Genomic DNA, 21,786 nt, shown 5'->3' on the forward strand with positions numbered 1-21,786 from the left:
AAAAACTCTAGTTAAAAAGTGTTTCTCCTATAAAGCCACCTGGTTTCGTTCCCGGTAAACAAGCAAAGATGGCACTTCCTCTATGAGAAATATATTCATTTAATTTATCCATCGTGGCCAATCTATTTTGTATCGGAATAAATTGTTTACTAGGAACACGTTGGAAACATAGGAACAACAGGCCTGCATCAAAACTGCCAGTCTTCGGGTCCATTCCATCTGAATAGGAATAGGCCCTGCGCAGAATTTGCTGTGAACCGTCCCCATGGGATAAACGTGTATGCGAGTCCGCAGGGATGCTATATTTGCCTTTTTCATTTTTTTGCTTCAAATCAAGTTTTTCAAATTCACTTTTTTGCCCTATTGGTGCACCGTTTTCACGATAACGGCCAAAGGTATTTTCTTGATCTTTTAATGTGGTACGATCCCATACTTCAATAAACATTTGAATTCTTCGAACGACAAGATAACTTCCATTCGCTAACCAATTAGGGCCATCTCCAGGCTGAACCCAAACCTGTTTGTTCATTTGTTCTTCATTGTTTACATCAGGATTGGCTGTGCCATCTTTAAAGCCAAACAAGTTCCTTGGTGTTTCATTTTTTGGATCTGCTTGTTTCGTGCGCTGAAACCCTGTTTGCGCCCAACGTAAAATCGCCTTCCCTCTAGCAATTCGAATCAAATTCCTCACCGCGTGAAAGGCTACTTGCAAATCATCCGCACAGGCTTGAATACACAGGTCCCCACCGGTCCATTCGTCTTCCAACGCATCAAGCGGAAATTTAGGTAGATCCACTAATTCTTTTGGCTGCTTATGTTTAAGGCCGAATCTGTCTTGATTGTCTTTTACAAATAAACTAGGACCAACTCCGAATGTAACCGTTAAATTAGAAGCAGATAACCCAGCGGCCTCCCCAGTATCTTTTGGTGGGAGAAACTCATTACTCGATAGATCTCCGACTGCTTTCCCTTCAGATAATAAGGCGGCGGCCTTTGTCCAATCCTTGAGTAATTGAACCAGGTCTTCTTTTTTCGAGGTGGTTACATCCAAGGAAACAAAATACACGTGGTTTTGCGTTTTTGTGGTAATCCCACTTTGCTGTTTGCCATAAAAGGGAACGATGTCGTGGGCTTCTTTAGTGGTAGCTTTGCTTTCCGAAATAGAAAGCAATCCTCCTAATCCCGAAGCACCAAGAATCACTCCGACACCACCAACACCGGCCGTTTTAAGGATATCTCTTCGCGAAATCTTTTTTCCGATTACTGAAGATTCATCGATGATGTTTGGATTCTTTACCAATTAAGACGCCTCCGTTACAAGTCCTATTTGTGAGAGTGGTTCTGCTAGCGCATCAATCGCCTGACTTAATTCTTTTACTTGTGCTTCAGTTAATTCAGTATAGAGTTTGTAGCTATCTCCCTTTTTGTGCTGGTTCAATAAATTGTACACATCATCAAAACGGGCTTGAATTTCCTTTGACACGGCCTCATCTTTTTTCGTTAATGCCGGATTAAGCAATTGATAAATCTTTTCTGCCCCTTCCACATTGGCAGCAAAATCATATAAATCAGTATGGGAATAGCGGTCCTCTTCGCCTGTCACTTTTGAAGTGGATACCTCATTTAAAAGGTCAACGGCGCCAGTTATCAATAATTCTGGTGTCACTTCAACGGTATCTACCTTGGCACGCAGTAGATTAACATCTTTCATTAACTGCTCCGCGTACTGCTCATATCCCTTTGTGGTTTTTTCGATCCAGAGACCTTTTTCAATTCGATGGTACCCGCCCCATTCGGCCTCAGGAACATCGCCTTCACGTGCATCAATCTTCGGATCTAGGTCACCGAACACTTCCGCAATTGGTTCGGCACGCTCATAGTGCATCCGTGCTGGTCCATAAAGGGCTTTGGCTTGTTCGATTTCTCCCTTTTTAACAGCGGCTGTAAAGGCCTCTGTAGCCTTTACAAATTCTTCAATTTCTCCTAAGGCATATGCCCTGTAATCATCTGTGACCCCATTGAGCGAAGCCTGACTCGCAACTGCTTTGTCCTCTACCTTTTCTTTTGATGATGAATCCTTCGAATTATTTGAACAACCAAATAGTAGACTGCTAGATAAAATTAGGGTGCCTGACACTTTTAATAGTTTCATGTATGTAATCCTCCGGTATCAATAATAATGATAATCATTTTCATTTGCATTTATATCATACCAGTAAATGAGAAACCTTTTCAATTATATTTTTGAAATTTTATAAAAAAAAAGACCTTCCATTTTGGAAAGCCTTCGGGAGTTATTTAATTAATGAATGCTTAAATGCATAAATGACTGCTTGCGTTCGGTCTTGTACGTTGAGTTTGCTTAAAATATTGCTGACATGGGTTTTGACGGTTTTGAGAGCAATAAACAACTCATCCGCAATATCTTGATTGGTTTTACCCTCAGCCATTAATAATAATATTTCGATCTCACGTGAGGTAAGGTCTTCGTGTGGCAGATGGGTATTTTTTTGACGCATTTTCACCATCATTTTTCCGGTTACTTCCGGTTCAAGGACCGACTGTCCATGGTATGTAGCGCGGACTGCATTGGCTATTTCACCAGCTTTTGATGTTTTTAGCATATAGCTTGTGGCTCCTGCCTCAAGTGCAGGATATACTTTTTCATCGTCCAAGAAACTGGTTACAATGATGATTTTTGCTTCAGGCCATTGCTCAACGATTCGCCTTGTGGCTTCAATCCCGTCCATTTCCTTCATAACTAAATCCATTAAAATAATATCAGGGCGAAGTTCGAGGGCAAGTTCCACCCCTTTTTTTCCATCGTCTGCTTCCCCGACTACCTCAATATCTGGCTGTGCAGATAAATAAGAAGAAACCCCGATTCTGACCATTTCATGGTCATCAACAAATACCACTCTAATCATTGGCACCATCCCCATTAATCATCACCGGAACTTTTACTTCCAGCCTTGTTCCTTGATTTTTTACGCTTACTACTTTTAACGTACCGCCGACTTCAACCGCACGCTCATGCATATTTTGCATTCCATAGGATCCTGCCTTCATTTCGTTTACATCAAAGCCAATTCCATCATCAACAATCCTTAAGATGACCAGGTCGTCTCGTTTAACCATCAGAACTTCGAGCGAGCCTGCTTTCGAATGTCTTAAAGTATTCGATATAGATTCTTGCAGAATTCGAAAAAGATGATCTTCCACACCTTTATCTAAGGGAAAAGCCTCTGTTTTCCATTTAATATCCATTTCAACCTTTTGAGATAATTCGATTAACAGCTCTTCAATTCCTTCTTGGAGTGTTTTATTTTTCAAGGCAACCGGCCGCAAATGTAAAAGAAGGGCACGCATTTCTAACTGTGATTGGTGAATCATTTCTTCGACAATTTTCAATTGCTTTGCTTCGCGGTCATTTTCTAGTGGTGATTGCTGCTTTGTTTCGTTAATGGCTGACATCATCATCGAAGCAGCAAATAATTGCTGACTGACAGAGTCGTGAAGCTCACGGGCCAGACGGTTCCGTTCTTGTTCAATTATTTCTTGAATTCTTCCTTCTAAGTCCTCTACCTTCTCGGTGGCTAATCGCTGAGAAAGTTTAGCTTGCTCAGACATCTGTTTGCCGATTTTGTCAATTCGGTTGGCAATTAGTTGCATTTCCGAAATCACCGGTTTCTCCTTCACTTCTATCTGTTTCCCTTCCTCTAATAAATGCAAGGAATGTTCAACCAAGAGAAACTGTCTTCTCCAATACATCCCAGAGAACGCACCTAAAAGTATTCCGACCGCAATACTAAAGGCCGGGATAAAGATAACAAAGGGAATACTCATGAACTGTTTACTCCACAATTCGGCCCAACTGCCCAGTGGGAAAACGAAGATAAAAATGGCACAGATAATGATCGCAATAAAAAAGGAAAAGCCGACACTCCAGAAAATTTGGCGCTGGGTTGTGCTCATATCCGGCTCACCTCTAAATTTCCGACAACGAGCGAAGTAAATATTTTGACTTTGTGCTCGGCTGCCTCATATCCAGGTGTCTTTACGTGTAAGACCCGATTGAAAAGTTTCGAGTCATGATGCTCGAAAACACTTGTTGAACCTACTATGCAGGAGTGCTGGATACTTACTTCTATATCATAAGGAACAAGGATTTGAATATTCCCGACGAGATTTCGTATAAAGATAACGGTTTCCCCTTTTGGAAGCATCGTAAAACTAAGATCAATGATGGTATCGCCAATTCCTGCCTGGATGTTTACATCATTCCATTTATAAGGACCCGCAGGGGTCTTTTGTTGACCAAGAACAATGTTTTCAAATAATGGTTCTGTTCTAATCAGTGTTTCCTGTTCAGCGTTTTCTTCCGCTTGGATGATTTCCGGTGAAATCTTCTTAGGATGCTTTTTTGAATGAATAAACTGAATTAAAAAGTGCAGTAAAATAGCGAGCAAAAAGAACCTAAACGTCATCATGTGGAAGATACTAATTACAAAGAAGATAATTCCGCCGATAAAAAGAAACTTCCCCCTCTTTTTCCCCGCACGCTTGCGGCCGAGAAAAATCATGCCGCCAGATATGATAAGGGAAAAAATAAGCCCACTGTTGAAAAATAATATTTCCATGACTAGAATAATCGCACCAATGATGAACATCCAGCCTAAATAATCATTTTTGGTATTTTTAAACATGGCCCACCCTCCCTTATAAATGTCTGGCTCATCACTTATTTTAATATATGGACAAAAGGCGCAGAAAGACTACGCCTTTTATGCTTGCGCCCATGTGCGAGGCGCCTTCGCTTTTCTTTTAGCATACCATATTTGTAATTAAATGGACTTGCTTTCTTCTAATTTCATTTCTTTTTCTAACTGTGCTATTCGAGCATCGATGGTATTACGATAAAACGAACTATTCACTTGATGCTCTAAACGGTCAAGATAGTTTTCAATCTCTTTAAACTTTGAGTAGGATTTATCTGAATAAGTATTCGCATCAAGCACTTGGTTGATTTGATGGTTTGCACGTGTCACATTTTCACGCCCCATTAACTCCATCCTTCTTAGATGCATATCCTTGATTTTGTGCTTCATTTCTTCATATTTTCTTTCTAAGTCTGCTAGTTGACCTTTTACTTGTTCAAGTGATGCACTTAAGCGGGTTGCACGGTCCGCATATTGCTCAAACTCTGAAGAGGCAAACTGATAAAGCTCTGTTTCGCCAGCCTTAGATGCAACATCAGCCTGGTATTTTCTTTTCTCAGCTAACTGAGCTGCCTGCTGGTATTCCCTCGTAAATTCATCCTTCAATGTATATTGACGTTCTAACAACTTTCTAACTTTCTCTGTTTCTTGTTCACATTGACGCAGGTATTGATTCAATAAGGCAATCGGATTTTTTTTATCTTTTTGATCAAGTGCCTCGTGTAAATCTGCTGTAATCGTATTTTTAATTCTTGTAAATATGTTTGTCATTTGTATTCTCTCCTTTTAATCTTAATAATTTTTCATTTCATTCCATTGTTTTTCAAAATTAACAAAAGGGTCAGATTCTTCCTTCACTACAGTGTCCTTATTCTGGTTCCATTTTTTATAAACAAGGTATAACACATAGGCAGCAGCCACTCCTATGATGGCTGGGGCGTTATGAATGGAGGCCATCAGGACGATGAATCCGATAATCCCAAGCCCCACTTTTCCTCCTGTAGATTTCGCTTTTAAGAACTGTTTGAATATGAAGTATAGGAGTACCAAGCTAACCAGTAACCCCAGCATTGGACCAATAGTTGAAAGCAAGATCACAGAAGCAATTCCACCAACTAACAATAAACCGAATTTTTTCATTTTGTTTTTCTCCTTTCTATATCTTGATATCATCTTACCTCTTTTCTATGTTTGTCATAATTGCGCTTTAGCTTGATTTTAATATCGGTCTTAAGACGTAGAAAAGGTCAGTCCCTAAGCAAAATGCTTAAGTTACTGACCTTTTTTGGCTTATTTAGAGATAAACATTTGAACCCAATAGTGTCTTGATGAGCCGCCTTGAGCGTAGCCAACCCCAATATAAGTAGAACTCGTGCTTAAAATGTTTGCTCTGTGGCCAGAGCTATTCATCCATGCTTGGACCACTGATGCTGGTGTTGTTTGCCCTGCTGCAATGTTTTCAGCAGCCGATCGATAGGAAATCCCAAAGTTTTTCATCATATCAAATGGACTGCCATACGTTGGACTCGTATGACTAAAATAGTTCTTATCTCTCATATCATTGGCTTTGTAACGAGCCACCCTTGACAGTTCCCAATCTGGTGTTAATGCTTTCAATCCATTTTTCGCACGTTCCTGATTGGTTAACTGAATGACCTGACTCTCAATGCTCTTGACTGTATCGAAACTTGGAATGGTAACCTTTTGACCTGGATAGATCAAATTTGGATTTGTAAATTGCCGGTTTGCTGAAATAATCTCGGAAATTCCAACCTGATACCTAACAGCGATTTTCCAAAGTGTGTCTCCCGGCTGAACGGTGTATATTTGCTGGGCAAAAGACACGCTTGGAATACAAAAGAGTGATAATAAAAACAGAAAACTAAACCAAAAAGATTTTTTCATTTTTTCGCCTCCTCCGAATATATAATCTTGATTTCAGGCTCAAAATATACAATGGATTAAAAAATTTTATTAACTCTGATTTATTTAAAATTCGGTCTACATTATGGAGGATTGAAAAGTGAATGAAATTTCATGGATGACATATATAATGTTAATTTTAGCGAGTTATCGTTTAACCCATTTAATTGTTTTTGATAAAATTACTGAATTTATCCGTAAACCTTTTGTTAAAAAAATTAAGGTGGAAACAGAAGCTGGCGTAGCAACAAAGGAAGTTCCGACATCGATGTTCGGTTATTTATTGAAATGTTATTGGTGTGCAGGTGTTTGGAGCGCCATTTTACTTGGGGGAGCCTATTTACTCTTTCCACGCATTACCTTTGTGGTCATCTTAATTTTATCGATTGCCGGCGGCCAGACGATTATTGAAACCTTTGTCGGTGTAAATATCAAAAAAGTGGACTATTATGCCTCACTTAAGAAAAAAGACTAATAGAAATTCGTTGGAAAAATCCTCCCCCCTTTTGCATATATTTTTAGAAAAGCTTAAGACATTCGTCTCTTAAGCTTTACAAAGGGGGAATACAATGGCTGCAATTTGGTGGGTCACAACGATTGGTTTATTTATATTTCTTGGTTGTATAGGAGGAACATTCTTCTACTTCCTTAGAAGTTCCTTAAACACCGAAGACTCAACCCGAATTGATCCATTGGAAATTAACAAAGAGGAGTAGGAACCTTGCATACGCTGGGTTCTTTTTACGTTAAGAAAATCTTTCCTTAATTACATTTATTTTAACTCCTTTGGGAAAATTAATTATGATGTCATTTTTTTAGGCTGGAGGAGTATATATGAGTTCATCTGAAAAAATTCCACAATTTCCAAAAACGTATTGGCGTGAAATAGAATTACCAACTTTTAAGGAATTAACTGAAGATATATCTGTCGATGTTGCCATTGTTGGAGCGGGGATTACAGGGATTACAGCTGCCTATTTACTTGCAAAGGAAGGCGTCAAGGTCGCTTTATTGGAGGCAGGCAGTGTTTTGAATGGTACAACTGGTCATACGACCGCCAAAATTACCGCACAACATGGTTTAATTTATGACGAATTTATAAACCATTTTGGAGAGGACAAGGCTAGGCTTTATTTCGAATCACATATGAATGCCATACAATTTGTGGAAAGTAAAGTGAACGAAAAAGGTATCGATTGTGATTTTAGCAAACAAGATGCTTATATTTATGCGGTCACCGATGAATATAAAGAAAAGCTGATAACGGAGTGGGAAGCCTATAAACAACTTGATATAGATGGTGCATTAAAGGATACCATACCATTCGATATTGAAGTGAAGGCTGCCTTGATGATGCGCAATCAGGCCCAGTTTCATCCCCTTAAATATCTAAAAGTTCTCTTGGATGAAGCAGTGAAAGCCGGCTGTATGGTGTTTGAAAATACAACCGCTACCGACATTGAAGATAATGACCAACAGTCAAGGGTTGTTACAAAATCTGGTTTCAAGGTAAATTGTATTAAAGTGATTATTGCCTCTCATTTTCCATTTTACGATTTGCCAGGTCTTTATTTTGCACGTATGTATGCGGACCGTTCCTACGCTATTGGAATTAAAACCGACAAAGAATACCCTGGCGGCATGTATATAAGCGCGGACAGCCCATCCCGTTCGATTCGTTATACACCAATTAATGGAGAAAACCTCATTATTATTGGCGGTGAAAACCATAAAACTGGTCAAGGTATTGATACTATTGCGCATTTTGAAAATCTTGAAGCATTTGCGGAAGAAGTTTTTGGGATTAAGGAATATGATTACCGCTGGTCTGCACAGGATTTAGTTACATTGGACAAGCTTCCATATATTGGTCCGATAACTTCTGAGCGTGAGCATATTTTAGTGGCTACTGGTTTTAAAAAATGGGGGATGACAACAGGAACCATGGCTGGTCGTTTATTAGCTGATTATGTGTTGAATATCGAGAATCCTTACAAAGAGCTTTATTCACCGTCCCGATTCCATGCCGACCCGGATTTAAAAAGTATTGCTAGCACCAATATCGACGTTGCCAAACATCTAATTAAGGGCAAGCTTGAAATCGTTCCAGGAGATCCGGACGATCTGTCGGACGGCGAAGGATCTGTTGTGATGTATAACGGAAAAAGAGCGGGTGCCTATAAGGACGAAAAAGGGAAACTTCATATTGTTGATACCACTTGCACCCATCTTGGCTGTGAATGCGAATGGAACCATGCGGAAAAAACATGGGATTGTCCTTGTCACGGTTCACGGTATGCTTATTCCGGCGATGTAATCGAGGGACCTGCAAAGAAAGCACTAAAATTACTTGCTGAAGAGTGAGTTTATCTAGAAAGCGCAAGCGCCCTGTTCAGCGGCGTATGGCCTGGAGCTCTCCAACTGAGATAAAGGAAACACGAAGAGCCGGAGGCGCATTCGTGCTTGACTTATCGTAGGGCGGAGAGCGAAGGACACTAGCCGCTAGGGCGCTGGAGCTAGACAGTAATCTAAGTTCAAAAACTTATACTTTCTTATCAAACAAAAAAGCGCCTCTCTTCTCACGAAGGAGGCGCGCTTTATTATTTACTATTTGGTCGATTGTGTTTTATCGCTTCACCAGTGGTGAATTCAACCAGTTCTTCACTATCTCTCATTGGCTTTTTGCTATTATTATTTCGCTGAGCATTTTGATTTCCTAGCTTCTGTCTTCCCATACCTACCAGCTCCTTTTTGAGAAATACATTGATAGTATGAGTGAAACTAATTAGTCTTATTCTTTTTCAAGAATCGGTGCTTTTCTAAATTTAGTCATTTGCTCAAATGCATAAGCGACTTCGATTAAAAAAGGCTCACTGTATGCCGTTCCTGCAAAAGTAATCCCTACTGGCTCCCCTTCTGCCGTATAACCAGCTGGGACAGCAATGGATGGATAACCAGCTTTCGCACTGATATGAGAGCCTTCTTCACTTGGGAAAACAATCACATCCAGTTTGTATCTTTCTAGAGCAAAATCAATTCCCTGCTTTTTCGAATGATAAAGGTCGAACTCAAATGCTTCAACATAAGCAGCTTCTGTTAACGATCCGCTTGTTTCATCAGACTTGATTAGGACTGACTGACCGTACTTGAGCAATTTCTCTTCATTGTTCATGTTAAACTCAATCAGGTCTGTTAAATTTCTAATAGGTATCGATGGATGGAGGCTATTTAAATACGCATTAAGGTCTGGTTTAAATTCATAAGTTAAAACATCATACTTCCAACTTGCCTTGGCAGATGGAATTTCTATACTATCGATTACGATAGCCCCTGAAGTTTTTAATTTGTCAAACGCAGCAAGTATCACCTTTTGTTTCTCTTCACTTAACAATTCGAAAAAACCTTTTAAGGCCAAGCCAATTCGTTTTCCGTCAAGCCCCTGTTTCAAAAGATGCTCGGAAAAGTCCATCTGCTCAAAAGGATTGGTTTTGGTGATGGGATCTTTATCGTCGCTTCCACATAGTGCCGTTAGAAGAATTGTTGCATCTTCCACGGTTCTAGCCATTGGACCTGCTGTGTCCTGGGAGTGTGCGATTGGGATAATCCCTCGTCTGCTGATAAGACCAACTGTCGGCTTGATTCCCACCAAGGAATTTTGACAAGCAGGATTTAAGATGGATCCAGATGTTTCCGTTCCGACTGCCACTGTGGCGAAGTTAGCTGCAACGGCTGCTCCTGAACCTGAGCTAGAGCCACCCACATCAAACTTCTCTGGGCCATATGGATTTAATACCTGCCCGCCTCGTGAACTATAACCGCTTTTCATCCCAATTGCCATGAAATTGGCCCACTCTGTCATATTGGTTTTGCCAAGAATGACTGCCCCTGATGAACGTAATTGTTCTGCCACAAAGGAATCATGGAGGGCAATCGAATCTTTTAAAGCAAGAGATCCAGCGCTTGTATGCATTTTATCGTGAGTATCGATGTTATCCTTTAGTAAGATGGGAATTCCATGCAATCGACTGCGCGGTCCTTTTTCTTTTCGTTCGGCATCAAGCGCTTCTGCAATCTGGATAGCATCTGGATTTACTTCAAGGATGGAATGATAGTGCTTATCATACTTAGCGATTCTATGTAGGTACATTAATACAAGCTCTTTCGCTGTAAGCTCCCCGTGCGCAAATTTTTCTTGAATCTGTGTGATAGTAGCTTCTTCAAGCCACTCTTCAGTCATTTTTTTCAATTTCTGGTCTTCCATGTTTGTTCTCCTCCTTTTCTTCTTAACTATTCAAGCAATAGAAATGAAAGTCCTTTCGTATTAAAAAAAGACAGTGGATTTTCCTCCACTGTCTTTGCTACCCATCATCTTCTTAGTTTTTGGTCTCTTTGTCCTTCTTCAGCGATAAGTCCTTTGTAAAATACTCTCTTATTAACTGGGACCTTTAATTCACGGCAATACTGTTTCAATTCTCGCTCTTCTCGCTCGGTAACTAACGAGATGACAATCCCATTGGCACCCATTCTTCCTGTTCTTCCAGCTCTGTGCACATACTGTGAGATATCCTTCGGTGAATCGATATTGATCACATGGGTTACCCCTTGGATATCAAGTCCTCTCGCCGCCACATCTGTCGCAATAAGCATGCTCATTTTTCCATCACGGAAAGACTTTAAGGCAGCCTGCCGTTCGAGTTTTTTCATGTCGCTATGCAAGATTCCGATTGATAGCTCTTTGAAATGTAATTTTTCCTTAAATACTTCAATTTCGCCGATATCATTAATAAATGCAAGTGATTTACTATTTTCTAAGCGTGTGATTTTTTCAAGGAGCTTGATTTTATCTCTTGGCTCACAGGAAAAATAAATATGCTCCACTTCTCCAGAAGAAGCAAGTTCATCCTTTTCGATGCGAAGAACTTCCGGTTCCTTCGTCATTTCATTGGCTAATTTCTCTGTTGCCGGTTTCATTGTAGCAGAAAACAAAACCACTTGGCGGTCGCTCATGGTTGATTTGACAATATTTTGGACGGTACTAAGATGTTCGTGAATGAGTAATTGATCTCCCTCATCGAGAACCACAAGTTTTACTTCATGCATTTTCACTTTTTTCTGTTTGATTAGTTCAAGTAAACGGCCGGGTGTAGCAAATATTACATGCGGGCGTTTCTTTAATTTCTCGAGTTGCCGTTTCATATTGGCTCCGCCAATAATGGAAGTGCCTCTAATTCCGCTGCCCTCAGACCACTTTTGAAATTCTTGATAGACCTGCATCACCAGCTCTTGCGAAGAAGCTAATACAATAGCTTGGAGGGATTGTAAACTAGGGTCCATTTTATCTAACAGTGGAAGTAGATAAGCTAGCGTTTTACCAGTACCTGTCGGTGACTCGGCAATTATATCCTTCCCTTCAAGGATCATTGGAATTGCAGCTGCTTGAATGGAAGTTGGCTGTTGAAACCCTGACTTTTCCCAAGATGCCTGCAAGTACGGTTTTAAAGTATTTAACATAGAGAACTCCTTTATATAAAAATCATTTTTCTTATTATTTGTCTTTCCATATCGTATTGATACTATCGTAATAACCTCGGAGTGTCTAGTTAGGAATAGTGAATAGTCCTGCTGCAGACTTAAAATAGAGGGCAATCCAAACCATATGATAAATCAGGACAGAAAAGTAAAGAACGCAAGTGGAAACCAAGAGCGTCCGAATCCAGCCTTTTAATGGGCGTAAGTAAAACAACCCAAGCAAGGTTAGGGGCAAAAAGATTTTAATAATGTAGAAATAAGACCAGCTTTTTTCAATGACAAGTTTCATCATCGGATTCCCTTCAGAAACGATACCTGAAGCAATCCCAACATGCGTCAGAACAGCATCCAATAGTCCAGCAATTAGCAGGAATATACAGAGTCTCATCATTACCACCTCATTAAATTGTTCGATTAGTTTCCATTTTTTCTAGTAGTACCTATGCTAATACCTATGAATTCTTTCGTTAGTTCTCAAAAACGAACATACCATTCATATAAAAGAGCTGCATGCGTCGGCAGCTCATGTTTTTTCAGGATATTTAATTCACATATTTCCCACTCCTGGGCCGCCCAATCTCTCCAAAAATATTATAACGAACTTTTTGTTCTTAATAAAGATATGATATTCAAAAAAAACTGCCCACTATGAGCAGCCATTTAATCAAATGTTCGCAATGCCATTTTATAAAGGTTCCGATTTATTTCCACGGAGTGAATAAGGCTTTCATTAAAGTTTATTTGAATCTTCCCACTACCTGTTAGGATTTTAACTTTTTCAATCCCATGGGTTCTCTGCATTTCTCTTTTAATTTTTCCGATACATCCTGAGCAGGCAACTTCATTTAATGATAATTCCATTATACTCATTTAAAGAAACCCCCTTATTAAGTTCACCTCTTATTTTCTTTTATTGTAATGGGAATGGTTCTCATTAACATTGATCTATATCAAGAAAAGCAGAATTGATGTAAATCACTACATAGATAAAACAAAACAGATACTATGAAGTTATTAGAAAGTTGGAGGAGTGATTTAGAATGTGCTGCTGCTCTCATGAATCATTATGTATTACATCCGTACCAGTTTTTAAAGGGATGAATGAAGAGGATCTTCAACAGCTGCAAAAGGTAACCAGAAGCAAATCTTTTAGTAAGGGAGAATATATTTTTCGAGATGGCGAACGTTCGGAGACATTATTCGTGGTGAATGAAGGACTGATCAAGTTAACAAAAATGTCCCCAGAGGGGAAGGAACAAATTGTCAGATTGCTGTTCCCGGGGGATTTCTTCGGCTTATTTTCATTATTAAGAAATGAAAATCATTATTTGAATGCAGAAACCGTGGGGACCTCAACGGTTATTTGTTATATTGAGAAAAAGGACTTTCTTACCACGATGGAAAGGAACGCAGGGTTGTCCTACCGGTTCTTACTAACTGTCAATGACCGTCTATATGAATCTGATGAGTCAGTTGGTTTTCTTGGTTTTATGGAAGTTGAACAACGCCTGGCAAGAGCACTCATTCTATTCCATGATAAAATGAATGCAAAAAATGGTATTTTTACCCTACCAATTACTAAAAAGGATTTAGCTAGCTATATTGGAACAACCCCAGAATCGGTAAGCCGGAAGCTGGTTTCGTTCATGTCGAAGAAACTGATTAGTATGGACGGGCGCCGTCAAATACAGATTCTAGAGTTGGATCAACTAAAACAAGTATCAGGTATTAATTAATCTCATCAAGCTTGATGGCCATTAGTCTAAAATGCATAGGCTCTACTTCATTAACAATTACATTCATGCCTAACGATTGTAAACTGGCAATTAGCGGTTCCCCTCGATGTGGCAAGTGAATTTCAAAAATGGTACCGATTGGTGCTTCTCTAACAAAATTCAATATTTCGCGGCGTGGATGTTCGCCCTTTGCAATACGTTCCCGAATATCCATTACTGCTTTTTTATCAACGATTTCAAACATAATTCTCGCTCCCCTTTGTTAAGAGTTTAAGTTTATGCTTCAGTTTATCACCATTCTCTTCATTTGAAATTGATTTATATCAAGTTTGGATTTGGGAGATTTCCGATGAATAATAGCCCCCAATGCACTGAGGTTCCTATGTTTTGGATGACTTTTGGTTAATTTTAAGAGGAGTTAATTTTCGAAAGCTTTGTGAACTTTGCTGCTAAAGTAATATTTCTTGCTACAAACGATGATAGAATGAACAACAGGAAGATTACAATATAGCGGAGTTGAATATGATGTTAAATAAGATTGCTCTTATCACATCACTGTTGTTTTTTCTAGTAGGAACGATTGTCTATGCGGATTCTCGAATAGTAGTTTCTTCTCCTCAAAATAATCCAGTAGTTAGCCAAACAGCTCAAAAAGATACTTTAACATCAGATAATAATAAAATCGTATCAACAAATAAAAAAACCGGAACAGAAAATGAACTGGCCTCATTGCCTACCAAGCAAGTGGAGAATGCCCAGCCAACATTTAAAAATTATGTAGTTCCCGGTTTGGTGGGTTTATTTATTATCATTGGCTTTGGAGGTTATTGGTTAATTTACCGCAAAAAATATACCGTTCAGACAAAGGAACAGTGACTTTCTCGGTGGGATAGAAAAAAGCGTGAGCCCAATGGATTCACGCTTTTTTGGTGCCTGACACCCATTCTTCTACTTTCTCAGGACTGCGCGAACCGGACTCCCGTCTCCTTCAGCTAGTGGTAATGGAAGGGCAATCAGTTCGTAATCTCCAGGTTCGATTTCATCAAGCAAAAGTGACTCTAGGATGTGAATACCATGCTCATTCAAGCTATGATGGGCAGGCAGCTCTTTACTGTCAATCGGATCGACAGATGGGATATCCAAGCCGATCAGTTGAACTCCCTTACTTCCTAAAAAAGGAGCTAAGTTTGGCTCAATATGAGGAATCTTTTCAGGGAAAACATCAGGGTTTTCCCAGGCAAGAGTTCGAAATAACACCCGTTTGCACCCATCAAGATTAATCTTATCTAAATCAGCGGCACCAATGCTTTCCTTACCAAGCATATTAATAACTCTCGCAGGACCGATGTATAGGTCAAGGTTTAACTCGATGATGCGTTTTCCTTTGTTATCAAAATGGAAAGGAGCGTCCACATGTGTTCCTGTATGGGTACTCAATTCAAGCTTGCCCACATTAACGGAGCCGCTTTCCTCCATTGGCCACGAAATCTCATATTGAAAAGCCGTATCGCCTGGCCAAACAGGCATCCCATTGATTAATTTTCTAGAAATATCATAAATTTTCATACCCATGCACTCCTTCGATAATAATCTTACATTACCACCATTATTTCATATTTCCGCAGGTTTTTTCATTAGTTTACATCAAAAAAAGACAGGAGTGATTCCTGCCTTCCTCATTGAAACGATTTCCAAAATTCGCTGTTCCTATTAATGAGCTCTTTTAGGTCATCAAACGGGATAGTAAAGGTAGGGAAACCGGCAGCATATGCAGCGATTTCATATGGTTGAAAGTAGATATTCAGCCCAGCCTCACTAATAAAAAATGGTTGATTTGCCTTTATGCCATGGTACTCATCAGGAAATAGGTAAGACGAATATTTGTTATTACTTTTTATTTGATCAAGAACCAAAGCACTAATTACTTTTACATAAGAACTGCCAGACTTAAAAAGGTCCTTTAATTGATACATTGAGCCTGTTTTTAGGTTAATATGAGCATATTTTTGCACCGGCATTCCATGGGCCGCACAAAACGGGTAGTCGTAGCCCACAATCTTGATGACCAGCAAATTTTTCTTAAAATAAGGAATTTCATAATTACCCGTATAGTTCGATTCCAATTGAGTGTGTGCGGGTACGGGTTTTATGCCCGCCATCTCCTTTAAAGCGCGATTTACACTTTCTGGATTTTCCATCCCTTCAATTTGTGGAAAATACACTAAATAGTCTTTGTTTGGTTTGTATTTATACTCAATCACCGAATATTGGTTATTGAGAGGAAGAATAGTGGCTTGTTTCCATACTAACTCTCCCGTTTGATTAAAATAGATGAGATGGTCATCAATATGCCCCTTTATAAGTGTTTTCTCAAAACTAAGCCAGCCTGAGCCACTGACCATTGGCAGATGTTCTTTTCGCTTTCCATGTTTGTCGATAAAATAAGTATGCTGATCATCAGTGACAGACGCAAGGCCTTCCTCAAACTTCGTAATTACAGTAAAATGAAATCCTGTGAGGATACGACCATCTAAATCGGCTAAGGCATATATGGATCTCATACAAGGCTGTTTCGGGTCAATTTCCTTTCCTACGGCAAAACGCCCTTCACCTAAATCTAAGATTTGATTATAGTTTGGTTTTATCACAAAATGTCCTTGCCGATTAATGACTCCATAGTTATCTCTATTATTCTCTGACAAACTGACAATAGCCCGATCCTCAATAAATGACTCTGCATTCGAAAATTGAGGTTCGATTACCGTTTTCCCAAGTTCATCGATATAACCCAGCTTCCCATCGTTACTTTTCTTAAATGCAAGCAATCCTTGACCGTAATTAGAGACGTAAGCATAAGGATATGTTTGTAATACCTTACCGGTAAGGTCAATAAGTTGAAACCTGCCTTCTTTTGTTTTCACAATTGCTTTCCCCTGTTCAAAATCACTTGCCGTTTTATAAATTAATGGAATTACTTCTTTCCCTCGTTTATTGAGATACCCATATAAATACTCCCCGTTCGCATCTATTTCCACTGCACGAATTCGTCCCTCTTTATACTCTCCAACAATGATAGAATACGCCTTTTCCGTGATTTCTTTGCCATTCTCATTAATTACCTTGAATCCATGGGCATCATTGACAACGGCCCGGCCTTCAGAAAACGGGTTAATCGTGTCATATTTAGGCTGCACGATAAAATAACCACTAGAATTAATAACCCCTGATTTGTCCATTAATCCAACAATAGCCAAATCATTCTCCTGGAAATCCTCGGCATGATCGTAGTTTGCCGGAAGAACCCAATTTCCTTTTGCATCCATATAGCCCCACTTGTTACCGCCAATTTCCTTCCGTACAACAGGAAAAAGGTAAACGGCCCTTGATTCTAGGGAAGGTGATAGCAAACGGATAACCTCTTTCTTTACCTCAGGAGGAAGCGGATAATAATATATCAATTGGCCCATGTAATGTTTAAGAACAAATAAATAGGGTTTGCTGTTAAGCCGGAACATCCCAAAAATTTCATGAGTCCCATCGCCATCGATATCCATATGTCTAAGGATTGCTTGTCGATCTCGGTATTCCATTTCTGCTCCAATTGGGAGATATGGTATTATCCAAGTTAGTAGTTCCCTGTCATTTCCAAACATCATAACCCACCCATTTTAGTTTTTTATATTTATATGATGAAAAGTGGGCTATGTGTTTGACACTCAAAACGAAAAAACACCGCTATTTGGGATGACCAGAATAGCAGTGTTTTTATTTTATATATTCCAACTGTTCTAACTCAAGTGAGCTGCTATTAAACCATTATTTTATGTTTTCTACTTCCGGGATTAGCTGTTTCCATTCCTCATAGGAAATGATGGTATCCCAGTGCCCGGTTATTTTTGCAATCGTAATTACCAAGAAGAACAGCACGAAGAAGGTAACTGGAACAAACCATTTATTTACCTTTTTCCGGGCTACCGTCATGTTTAGCGTGTCTTTCACGGGACATGCCTCTACACAAGACATACAGGCTGAACAATTAAGGGAATTTACTGTCTCAACCTTGTGTACCTTTAATCTTTGTGGACAAACCTTTGTACACATTTCGCAGTTTGTACACGTATCTTCATTTCTCTCAATCTTTGTAATTCTAAAGATACTGCCTAGTCCAATCAGTGCACCGTATGGACACAAGAAGCGGCACCAAAAATTCCTAAAGAATAAGGACAGGATGAAGATGACAATGATAAACTTCAAGGCAAACCCGCCAAGATTGATAAATAAAAGGAGCATTTTTACATCAGATACCTTATTATACGGTTCCTCGAGAAAACTTTTCGCCGTAAACACGGGCATTTGTACAACCATAAGAACAAAAAATAACATCAATAAGTATTTTATTGGTGTTAAAATCCAGGTCACCCAACGCGTAATTTCAAAATTCCTCTTAAAAATTTTCCTGCCCAGCCACCCAATCAACTCACCAACTGTTCCAACAGGACAAATCCAACTGCAGAATGATTTACGCAAAATAATTCCTGCACCTACAAAAAATGCAAGTAAAACGAGGCCGGCTGGATGAATGACATCAAATTCGCCACTCGTAAGCCAAACTTTTAAAGCGACCAAACCGCTGATTGGCAAGAACCCTTCAACCGCTGAGGGCCGATCAACAAAAGGGGATTTTCCGAGTGTTTCAAAATGCAAATAAAATTGATAAAACTGCAGACCAACATATAGTAAAAACAACAGAAACACGCCCTGAACGGTATATCTAGTAATCTGGACAGGTTTACGTTTCAACTGTTTCTGATACCAAGCTTTTGATTTCATAAGGTTTCCTCCAATCTCACTACCTCAACTATAATGAACTTACAAAACATGGCATGTGATAAAAGTCATTGAGAATATTGAATTCATAAAGAGTTCACATTACCATTCAAAAAATGTTAAATAAGCTTTTGGGGGCGGATAACCTCATAAAACAAGGCCAGGGGAAAGTATCCACCTGGCCTTGTTTTATTTTTCTGATGCAAATAAGATATTATTTTGTTTCCTAGCCTCTTCGGTAATTTGAAGTACGATTTCACTCCAACTTTTTAACCGCAAATATTCTTTATCATTTTTCGTCTCAATAATCTTAGCAATGTTTTCACATTCATATACCATATTTTGTTCTTCTTGGGTGACACTAATGGTTTCTCTCTCTTTTCCTCGGTTGTCCACGAAGGTAATAGTTGAAATCGGGGCTGCATCTGCAAGGAAAAAAGTTCCCCTTTCCCCGTGAATTTCACACGGTAATTCGGAATGAGAAATTTTTGAACAAAGGATCGTACAAATAAAATCATCATACGTTAACACCAAAGTTCCACTTCCATCCACACCGCTCCGAAGAACAAATGGATGATAGTTGACCTGCTTAGGTGCACCAAACAATCCGACTGCTAAATAAAGCGGATAGACACCTAAATCAACAAGCGCGCCGCCAGAATATTGAGCCGAGAAAATATTGGGCTCCTCCCCTTGTAAAAATAAATCATAGCGAGAGGAATATTGGATATAAGGCAATATAGTACTACGAAGCTTCCCAGCCCGTTGGAGGTTGTCTTTCAATATTTTGAAATTTGGGGTATGGATATTACGAATCGCTTCAAATAGATAAACACCGTTTTCCTCTGCCGTCTGATAGGCCGCATGTAACTCTGCACTCGTTGAAAAAATCGGTTTTTCACAGATAACATGTTTTTTATTTTTCAAAAATGTAAGTGTTTGTTCAAAATGGACCGAATTCGGTGAAGCAATATATACCGCTTGTATTTCTGGACTCTTCGCCATCTCCTCTATGTCTGTGTAAAAATAAGGAGCATTATATGTATCGGCTAATTGTTTCGCTTTATCCTCTGTTCTGGAATAGACACTTGTTAATTGCAATTGACCACTGAGCTCTGCTGCTTTGATAAAGGATTCTGTAATCCATCCTGTTCCGACTGTTCCAAAGTTAATCATTTGTAGTTCCCCTTCCTTTATATATCTTCAAGAAACTATTGTAGTCTTTTTCAAACACACTTGCCAATTCCAGAATTCTTAATAAATAAACAAATTTTCCATTTCACGAGTGTTTTATACATGAATTGTTGGGAACAATGGAAAAATATCCGTATTTATGTTATTTATAATGTAGAGTTAAGAATGAAAGAGGTTGAAAAGGGTGGACAATAACACATCTAATTTTATTAAAGATTTTATGATTAAAGATCTTGAATCTGGAAAGCACCATAAAATCATCACGCGGTTCCCGCCAGAGCCAAACGGTTATTTACATATTGGACATGCAAAATCAATTGTTATCAACTTTGGCTTAGCCGACGAGTTTAATGGGTTGACCAATTTGCGCTTTGACGATACCAATCCGTTAAAAGAAGATATCGAATATGTAAACTCAATCAAAGAAGATGTAAAGTGGTTAGGTTTTGAATGGGATAACTTATTATTTGCTTCCAATTATTTTGAAGAAATGTATAAACGTGCGGTTTTATTGATCAAAAAAGGATTAGCCTATGTTGATGACTTATCAGCTGACGAAATTCGCCAGTACCGTGGGACACTAACGGAACCTGGGAAGGATAGCCCTTACCGGACCCGTTCGATTGAGGAGAACCTTGATTTATTTGAAAAGATGCGGGAAGGTGTCTTTGAAAATGGCCAAAAGGTCCTTCGAGCGAAAATTGATATGTCATCACCGAATATAAACTTACGTGACCCTGTTATCTACCGGATTGCCCATGCAACCCATCATAATACCGGTGACAAATGGTGCATTTATCCGATGTATGCTTTTGCTCATCCACTTGAGGATGCAATTGAAGGAGTAACCCATTCCATTTGTACGATAGAATTTGAAGACCAACGTCCCCTCTATAATTGGGTTGTCGAACAATGTGAAATGGAGAGCACTCCACAGCAAATAGAATTTGGCCGCTTAAATGTAACGAATACGGTCATGAGTAAACGGAAGCTGAAGCAATTAGTAGACGAAGGATTTGTGGATGGCTGGGATGATCCGCGTATGCCAACCATTTCGGGGATGAGAAGAAAAGGATTCACGCCAGAATCGATTGTTTCGTTTGTCCGAGAAACTGGCATTCACAAAGGTTCTGGAGCAGTTGATTCACAAATGCTCGAACACTTCGTCCGTGAGGATTTAAAATTAAAAGCACCACGAACAATGGGTGTCATCGATCCCTTAAAGGTTGTTATTACGAATTATCCAGAAGGACAAATTGAATTGCTAGATGCTGAAATCAATCCAGAGAATCCAGAAATGGGCACGAGAAAAATTCCATTCTCGCGGGAAATTTATATTGAACAAGACGACTTTATGGAAGAGCCGCCTAAAAAGTATTTCCGTTTGTTCCCCGGTAATGAGGTCCGTCTAAAAAATGCCTATTTCATTAAATGTGAAGAAGTGGTTAAGGATTCAAATGGTAAAGTAGTCGAACTGCGCTGTACTTACGACCCAGAGACAAAAAGTGGCACAGGGTTTACGGGTAGAAAGGTGAAGGGAACCATTCATTGGGTGGAAGCAGCCCATGCCGTTCCTGCTGAATTCCGTCTCTACGAACCACTGATTTTGGACGAAACAGACGATAACAACAGTCCAGAAAAAACATTCTTAGACAATGTTAATCCAAATTCAATTCAGGTGTTACAAGGCTTTGTTGAGCCTAACATGAAGGAAAGCAGACCGCAAGAGAAATTCCAATTCTTTAGACATGGCTACTTTAACGTAGACCCTAAACATACAACAGTCGATAAGCTCGTATTTAACCGCATTGTATCATTAAAGAGTTCATTTAAAATTTAAACGAAAGAACCAGGCGCAT

The 21,786-nt window shown here is 39.3% G+C and carries 24 protein-coding genes; 6 read left to right on the forward strand and 18 right to left on the reverse strand.

Translation table 11 applies throughout. From position 1 onward, the window contains the following. Nucleotides 1–7: 7 nt before the first annotated feature. The 8 genes from efeB to safA all read right to left on the reverse strand — a co-directional run bounded on the left by efeB (nucleotide 8) and on the right by safA (nucleotide 6,623). The gene (gene efeB / locus BR30_RS0107370) at nucleotides 8–1,300 is read right to left on the reverse strand and encodes an iron uptake transporter deferrochelatase/peroxidase subunit (RefSeq protein ID WP_051633504.1); all 1,293 of its coding nucleotides are present in this window, start codon (nucleotides 1,298–1,300) and stop codon (nucleotides 8–10) included. Continuing rightward, nucleotides 1,301–2,152, reverse strand: a complete 852-nt coding sequence (efeO, locus tag BR30_RS0107375) for an iron uptake system protein EfeO (protein WP_026564456.1) — start codon at nucleotides 2,150–2,152, stop codon at nucleotides 1,301–1,303. A 142-nt stretch (nucleotides 2,153–2,294) separates the two neighbouring features. After that, the gene (locus tag BR30_RS0107380) at nucleotides 2,295–2,927 is read right to left on the reverse strand and encodes a response regulator transcription factor (protein ID WP_026564457.1); all 633 of its coding nucleotides are present in this window, start codon (nucleotides 2,925–2,927) and stop codon (nucleotides 2,295–2,297) included. Further along, nucleotides 2,920–3,975, reverse strand: a complete 1,056-nt coding sequence (locus BR30_RS0107385; RefSeq protein WP_026564458.1) for a sensor histidine kinase — start codon at nucleotides 3,973–3,975, stop codon at nucleotides 2,920–2,922. The genes BR30_RS0107380 and BR30_RS0107385 overlap by 8 nt, the downstream gene beginning before the upstream one ends. Further along, nucleotides 3,972–4,706 carry a cell wall-active antibiotics response protein LiaF gene (liaF, locus tag BR30_RS0107390; protein WP_026564459.1) on the reverse strand — a complete coding sequence of 245 codons (735 nt, stop codon included), beginning with the start codon at nucleotides 4,704–4,706 and terminating at the stop codon, nucleotides 3,972–3,974. Before liaF ends, BR30_RS0107385 begins: the two co-directional genes overlap by 4 nt. Before the next feature lie 138 nt (nucleotides 4,707–4,844). Next, a complete protein-coding gene (locus BR30_RS0107395; protein ID WP_026564460.1) occupies nucleotides 4,845–5,489 on the reverse strand; it encodes a PspA/IM30 family protein in 645 nt (214 codons plus the stop codon). A 21-nt stretch (nucleotides 5,490–5,510) separates the two neighbouring features. Further along, complete coding sequence (locus BR30_RS0107400) at nucleotides 5,511–5,858, reverse strand: lmo0954 family membrane protein (RefSeq protein ID WP_026564461.1); 348 nt, start codon at nucleotides 5,856–5,858, stop codon at nucleotides 5,511–5,513. 150 nt (nucleotides 5,859–6,008) lie between these two features. Next, nucleotides 6,009–6,623, reverse strand: coding sequence for a SafA/ExsA family spore coat assembly protein (gene safA / locus BR30_RS0107405; protein ID WP_026564462.1), 615 nt, complete (start codon nucleotides 6,621–6,623; stop codon nucleotides 6,009–6,011). A gap of 118 nt (nucleotides 6,624–6,741) precedes the next feature. Here safA and BR30_RS0107410 point away from each other — a divergent pair, with 118 nt between their 5' ends. The 3 genes from BR30_RS0107410 (at nucleotide 6,742) to BR30_RS0107420 (ending at nucleotide 9,005) form a co-directional block, all read left to right on the forward strand. Further along, complete coding sequence (locus BR30_RS0107410) at nucleotides 6,742–7,116, forward strand: DUF1360 domain-containing protein (RefSeq protein ID WP_026564463.1); 375 nt, start codon at nucleotides 6,742–6,744, stop codon at nucleotides 7,114–7,116. Between the two features lie 94 nt (nucleotides 7,117–7,210). Continuing rightward, a complete protein-coding gene (locus tag BR30_RS37285) occupies nucleotides 7,211–7,357 on the forward strand; it encodes a hypothetical protein (RefSeq protein ID WP_197032304.1) in 147 nt (48 codons plus the stop codon). A gap of 118 nt (nucleotides 7,358–7,475) precedes the next feature. Then, nucleotides 7,476–9,005, forward strand: coding sequence for an FAD-dependent oxidoreductase (locus BR30_RS0107420; RefSeq protein WP_026564464.1), 1,530 nt, complete (start codon nucleotides 7,476–7,478; stop codon nucleotides 9,003–9,005). A gap of 236 nt (nucleotides 9,006–9,241) precedes the next feature. Here BR30_RS0107420 and BR30_RS38375 read toward each other — a convergent pair whose 3' ends face one another. The 5 genes from BR30_RS38375 to BR30_RS0107445 all read right to left on the reverse strand — a co-directional run bounded on the left by BR30_RS38375 (nucleotide 9,242) and on the right by BR30_RS0107445 (nucleotide 13,040). Further along, complete coding sequence (locus BR30_RS38375) at nucleotides 9,242–9,376, reverse strand: hypothetical protein (protein WP_269320601.1); 135 nt, start codon at nucleotides 9,374–9,376, stop codon at nucleotides 9,242–9,244. 56 nt (nucleotides 9,377–9,432) lie between these two features. After that, nucleotides 9,433–10,902: an amidase family protein gene (locus BR30_RS0107430; protein WP_026564465.1), complete on the reverse strand. Its 1,470-nt coding sequence runs from the start codon at nucleotides 10,900–10,902 to the stop codon at nucleotides 9,433–9,435. A gap of 104 nt (nucleotides 10,903–11,006) precedes the next feature. After that, complete coding sequence (locus BR30_RS0107435; RefSeq protein ID WP_026564466.1) at nucleotides 11,007–12,152, reverse strand: DEAD/DEAH box helicase; 1,146 nt, start codon at nucleotides 12,150–12,152, stop codon at nucleotides 11,007–11,009. A gap of 85 nt (nucleotides 12,153–12,237) precedes the next feature. Continuing rightward, nucleotides 12,238–12,558, reverse strand: coding sequence for a DUF5658 family protein (locus BR30_RS0107440; RefSeq protein ID WP_026564467.1), 321 nt, complete (start codon nucleotides 12,556–12,558; stop codon nucleotides 12,238–12,240). Nucleotides 12,559–12,830: 272 nt separating this feature from the next. After that, a complete protein-coding gene (locus BR30_RS0107445) occupies nucleotides 12,831–13,040 on the reverse strand; it encodes a heavy-metal-associated domain-containing protein (protein ID WP_026564468.1) in 210 nt (69 codons plus the stop codon). A 170-nt stretch (nucleotides 13,041–13,210) separates the two neighbouring features. Here BR30_RS0107445 and BR30_RS0107450 point away from each other — a divergent pair, with 170 nt between their 5' ends. Beyond that, the gene (locus tag BR30_RS0107450) at nucleotides 13,211–13,906 is read left to right on the forward strand and encodes a Crp/Fnr family transcriptional regulator (protein WP_026564469.1); all 696 of its coding nucleotides are present in this window, start codon (nucleotides 13,211–13,213) and stop codon (nucleotides 13,904–13,906) included. Here the strand turns inward: BR30_RS0107450 and BR30_RS0107455 are convergent. Beyond that, on the reverse strand, nucleotides 13,899–14,150 hold the full coding sequence (locus BR30_RS0107455; RefSeq protein WP_026564470.1) for a hypothetical protein: 252 nt from the start codon (nucleotides 14,148–14,150) through the stop codon (nucleotides 13,899–13,901). The genes BR30_RS0107450 and BR30_RS0107455 overlap by 8 nt on opposite strands. 281 nt (nucleotides 14,151–14,431) lie before the next feature. Between BR30_RS0107455 and BR30_RS0107460 the strand changes: the two genes are divergently transcribed. Further along, on the forward strand, nucleotides 14,432–14,782 hold the full coding sequence (locus BR30_RS0107460) for a hypothetical protein (RefSeq protein WP_026564471.1): 351 nt from the start codon (nucleotides 14,432–14,434) through the stop codon (nucleotides 14,780–14,782). Nucleotides 14,783–14,854: 72 nt separating this feature from the next. Here the strand turns inward: BR30_RS0107460 and kynB are convergent, their stop codons facing one another. The 4 genes from kynB to BR30_RS0107480 all read right to left on the reverse strand — a co-directional run bounded on the left by kynB (nucleotide 14,855) and on the right by BR30_RS0107480 (nucleotide 19,909). Next, nucleotides 14,855–15,472, reverse strand: a complete 618-nt coding sequence (gene kynB, locus BR30_RS0107465; protein WP_026564472.1) for an arylformamidase — start codon at nucleotides 15,470–15,472, stop codon at nucleotides 14,855–14,857. Between the two features lie 110 nt (nucleotides 15,473–15,582). Beyond that, nucleotides 15,583–17,559 carry a WG repeat-containing protein gene (locus BR30_RS0107470; protein WP_051633505.1) on the reverse strand — a complete coding sequence of 659 codons (1,977 nt, stop codon included), beginning with the start codon at nucleotides 17,557–17,559 and terminating at the stop codon, nucleotides 15,583–15,585. Nucleotides 17,560–17,722: 163 nt separating this feature from the next. Then, nucleotides 17,723–18,736, reverse strand: coding sequence for a 4Fe-4S binding protein (locus BR30_RS0107475; protein ID WP_026564474.1), 1,014 nt, complete (start codon nucleotides 18,734–18,736; stop codon nucleotides 17,723–17,725). A gap of 186 nt (nucleotides 18,737–18,922) precedes the next feature. Beyond that, entirely contained in the window at nucleotides 18,923–19,909 is a 987-nt protein-coding gene (locus BR30_RS0107480; RefSeq protein ID WP_035445197.1) for a Gfo/Idh/MocA family protein, read from the reverse strand. A gap of 202 nt (nucleotides 19,910–20,111) precedes the next feature. Here BR30_RS0107480 and BR30_RS0107485 point away from each other — a divergent pair, with 202 nt between their 5' ends. Then, the gene (locus BR30_RS0107485) at nucleotides 20,112–21,767 is read left to right on the forward strand and encodes a glutamine--tRNA ligase/YqeY domain fusion protein (protein WP_026564476.1); all 1,656 of its coding nucleotides are present in this window, start codon (nucleotides 20,112–20,114) and stop codon (nucleotides 21,765–21,767) included. Nucleotides 21,768–21,786 lie beyond the last annotated feature (19 nt).

This window comes from Bacillus sp. UNC41MFS5 (genome assembly GCF_000686805.1).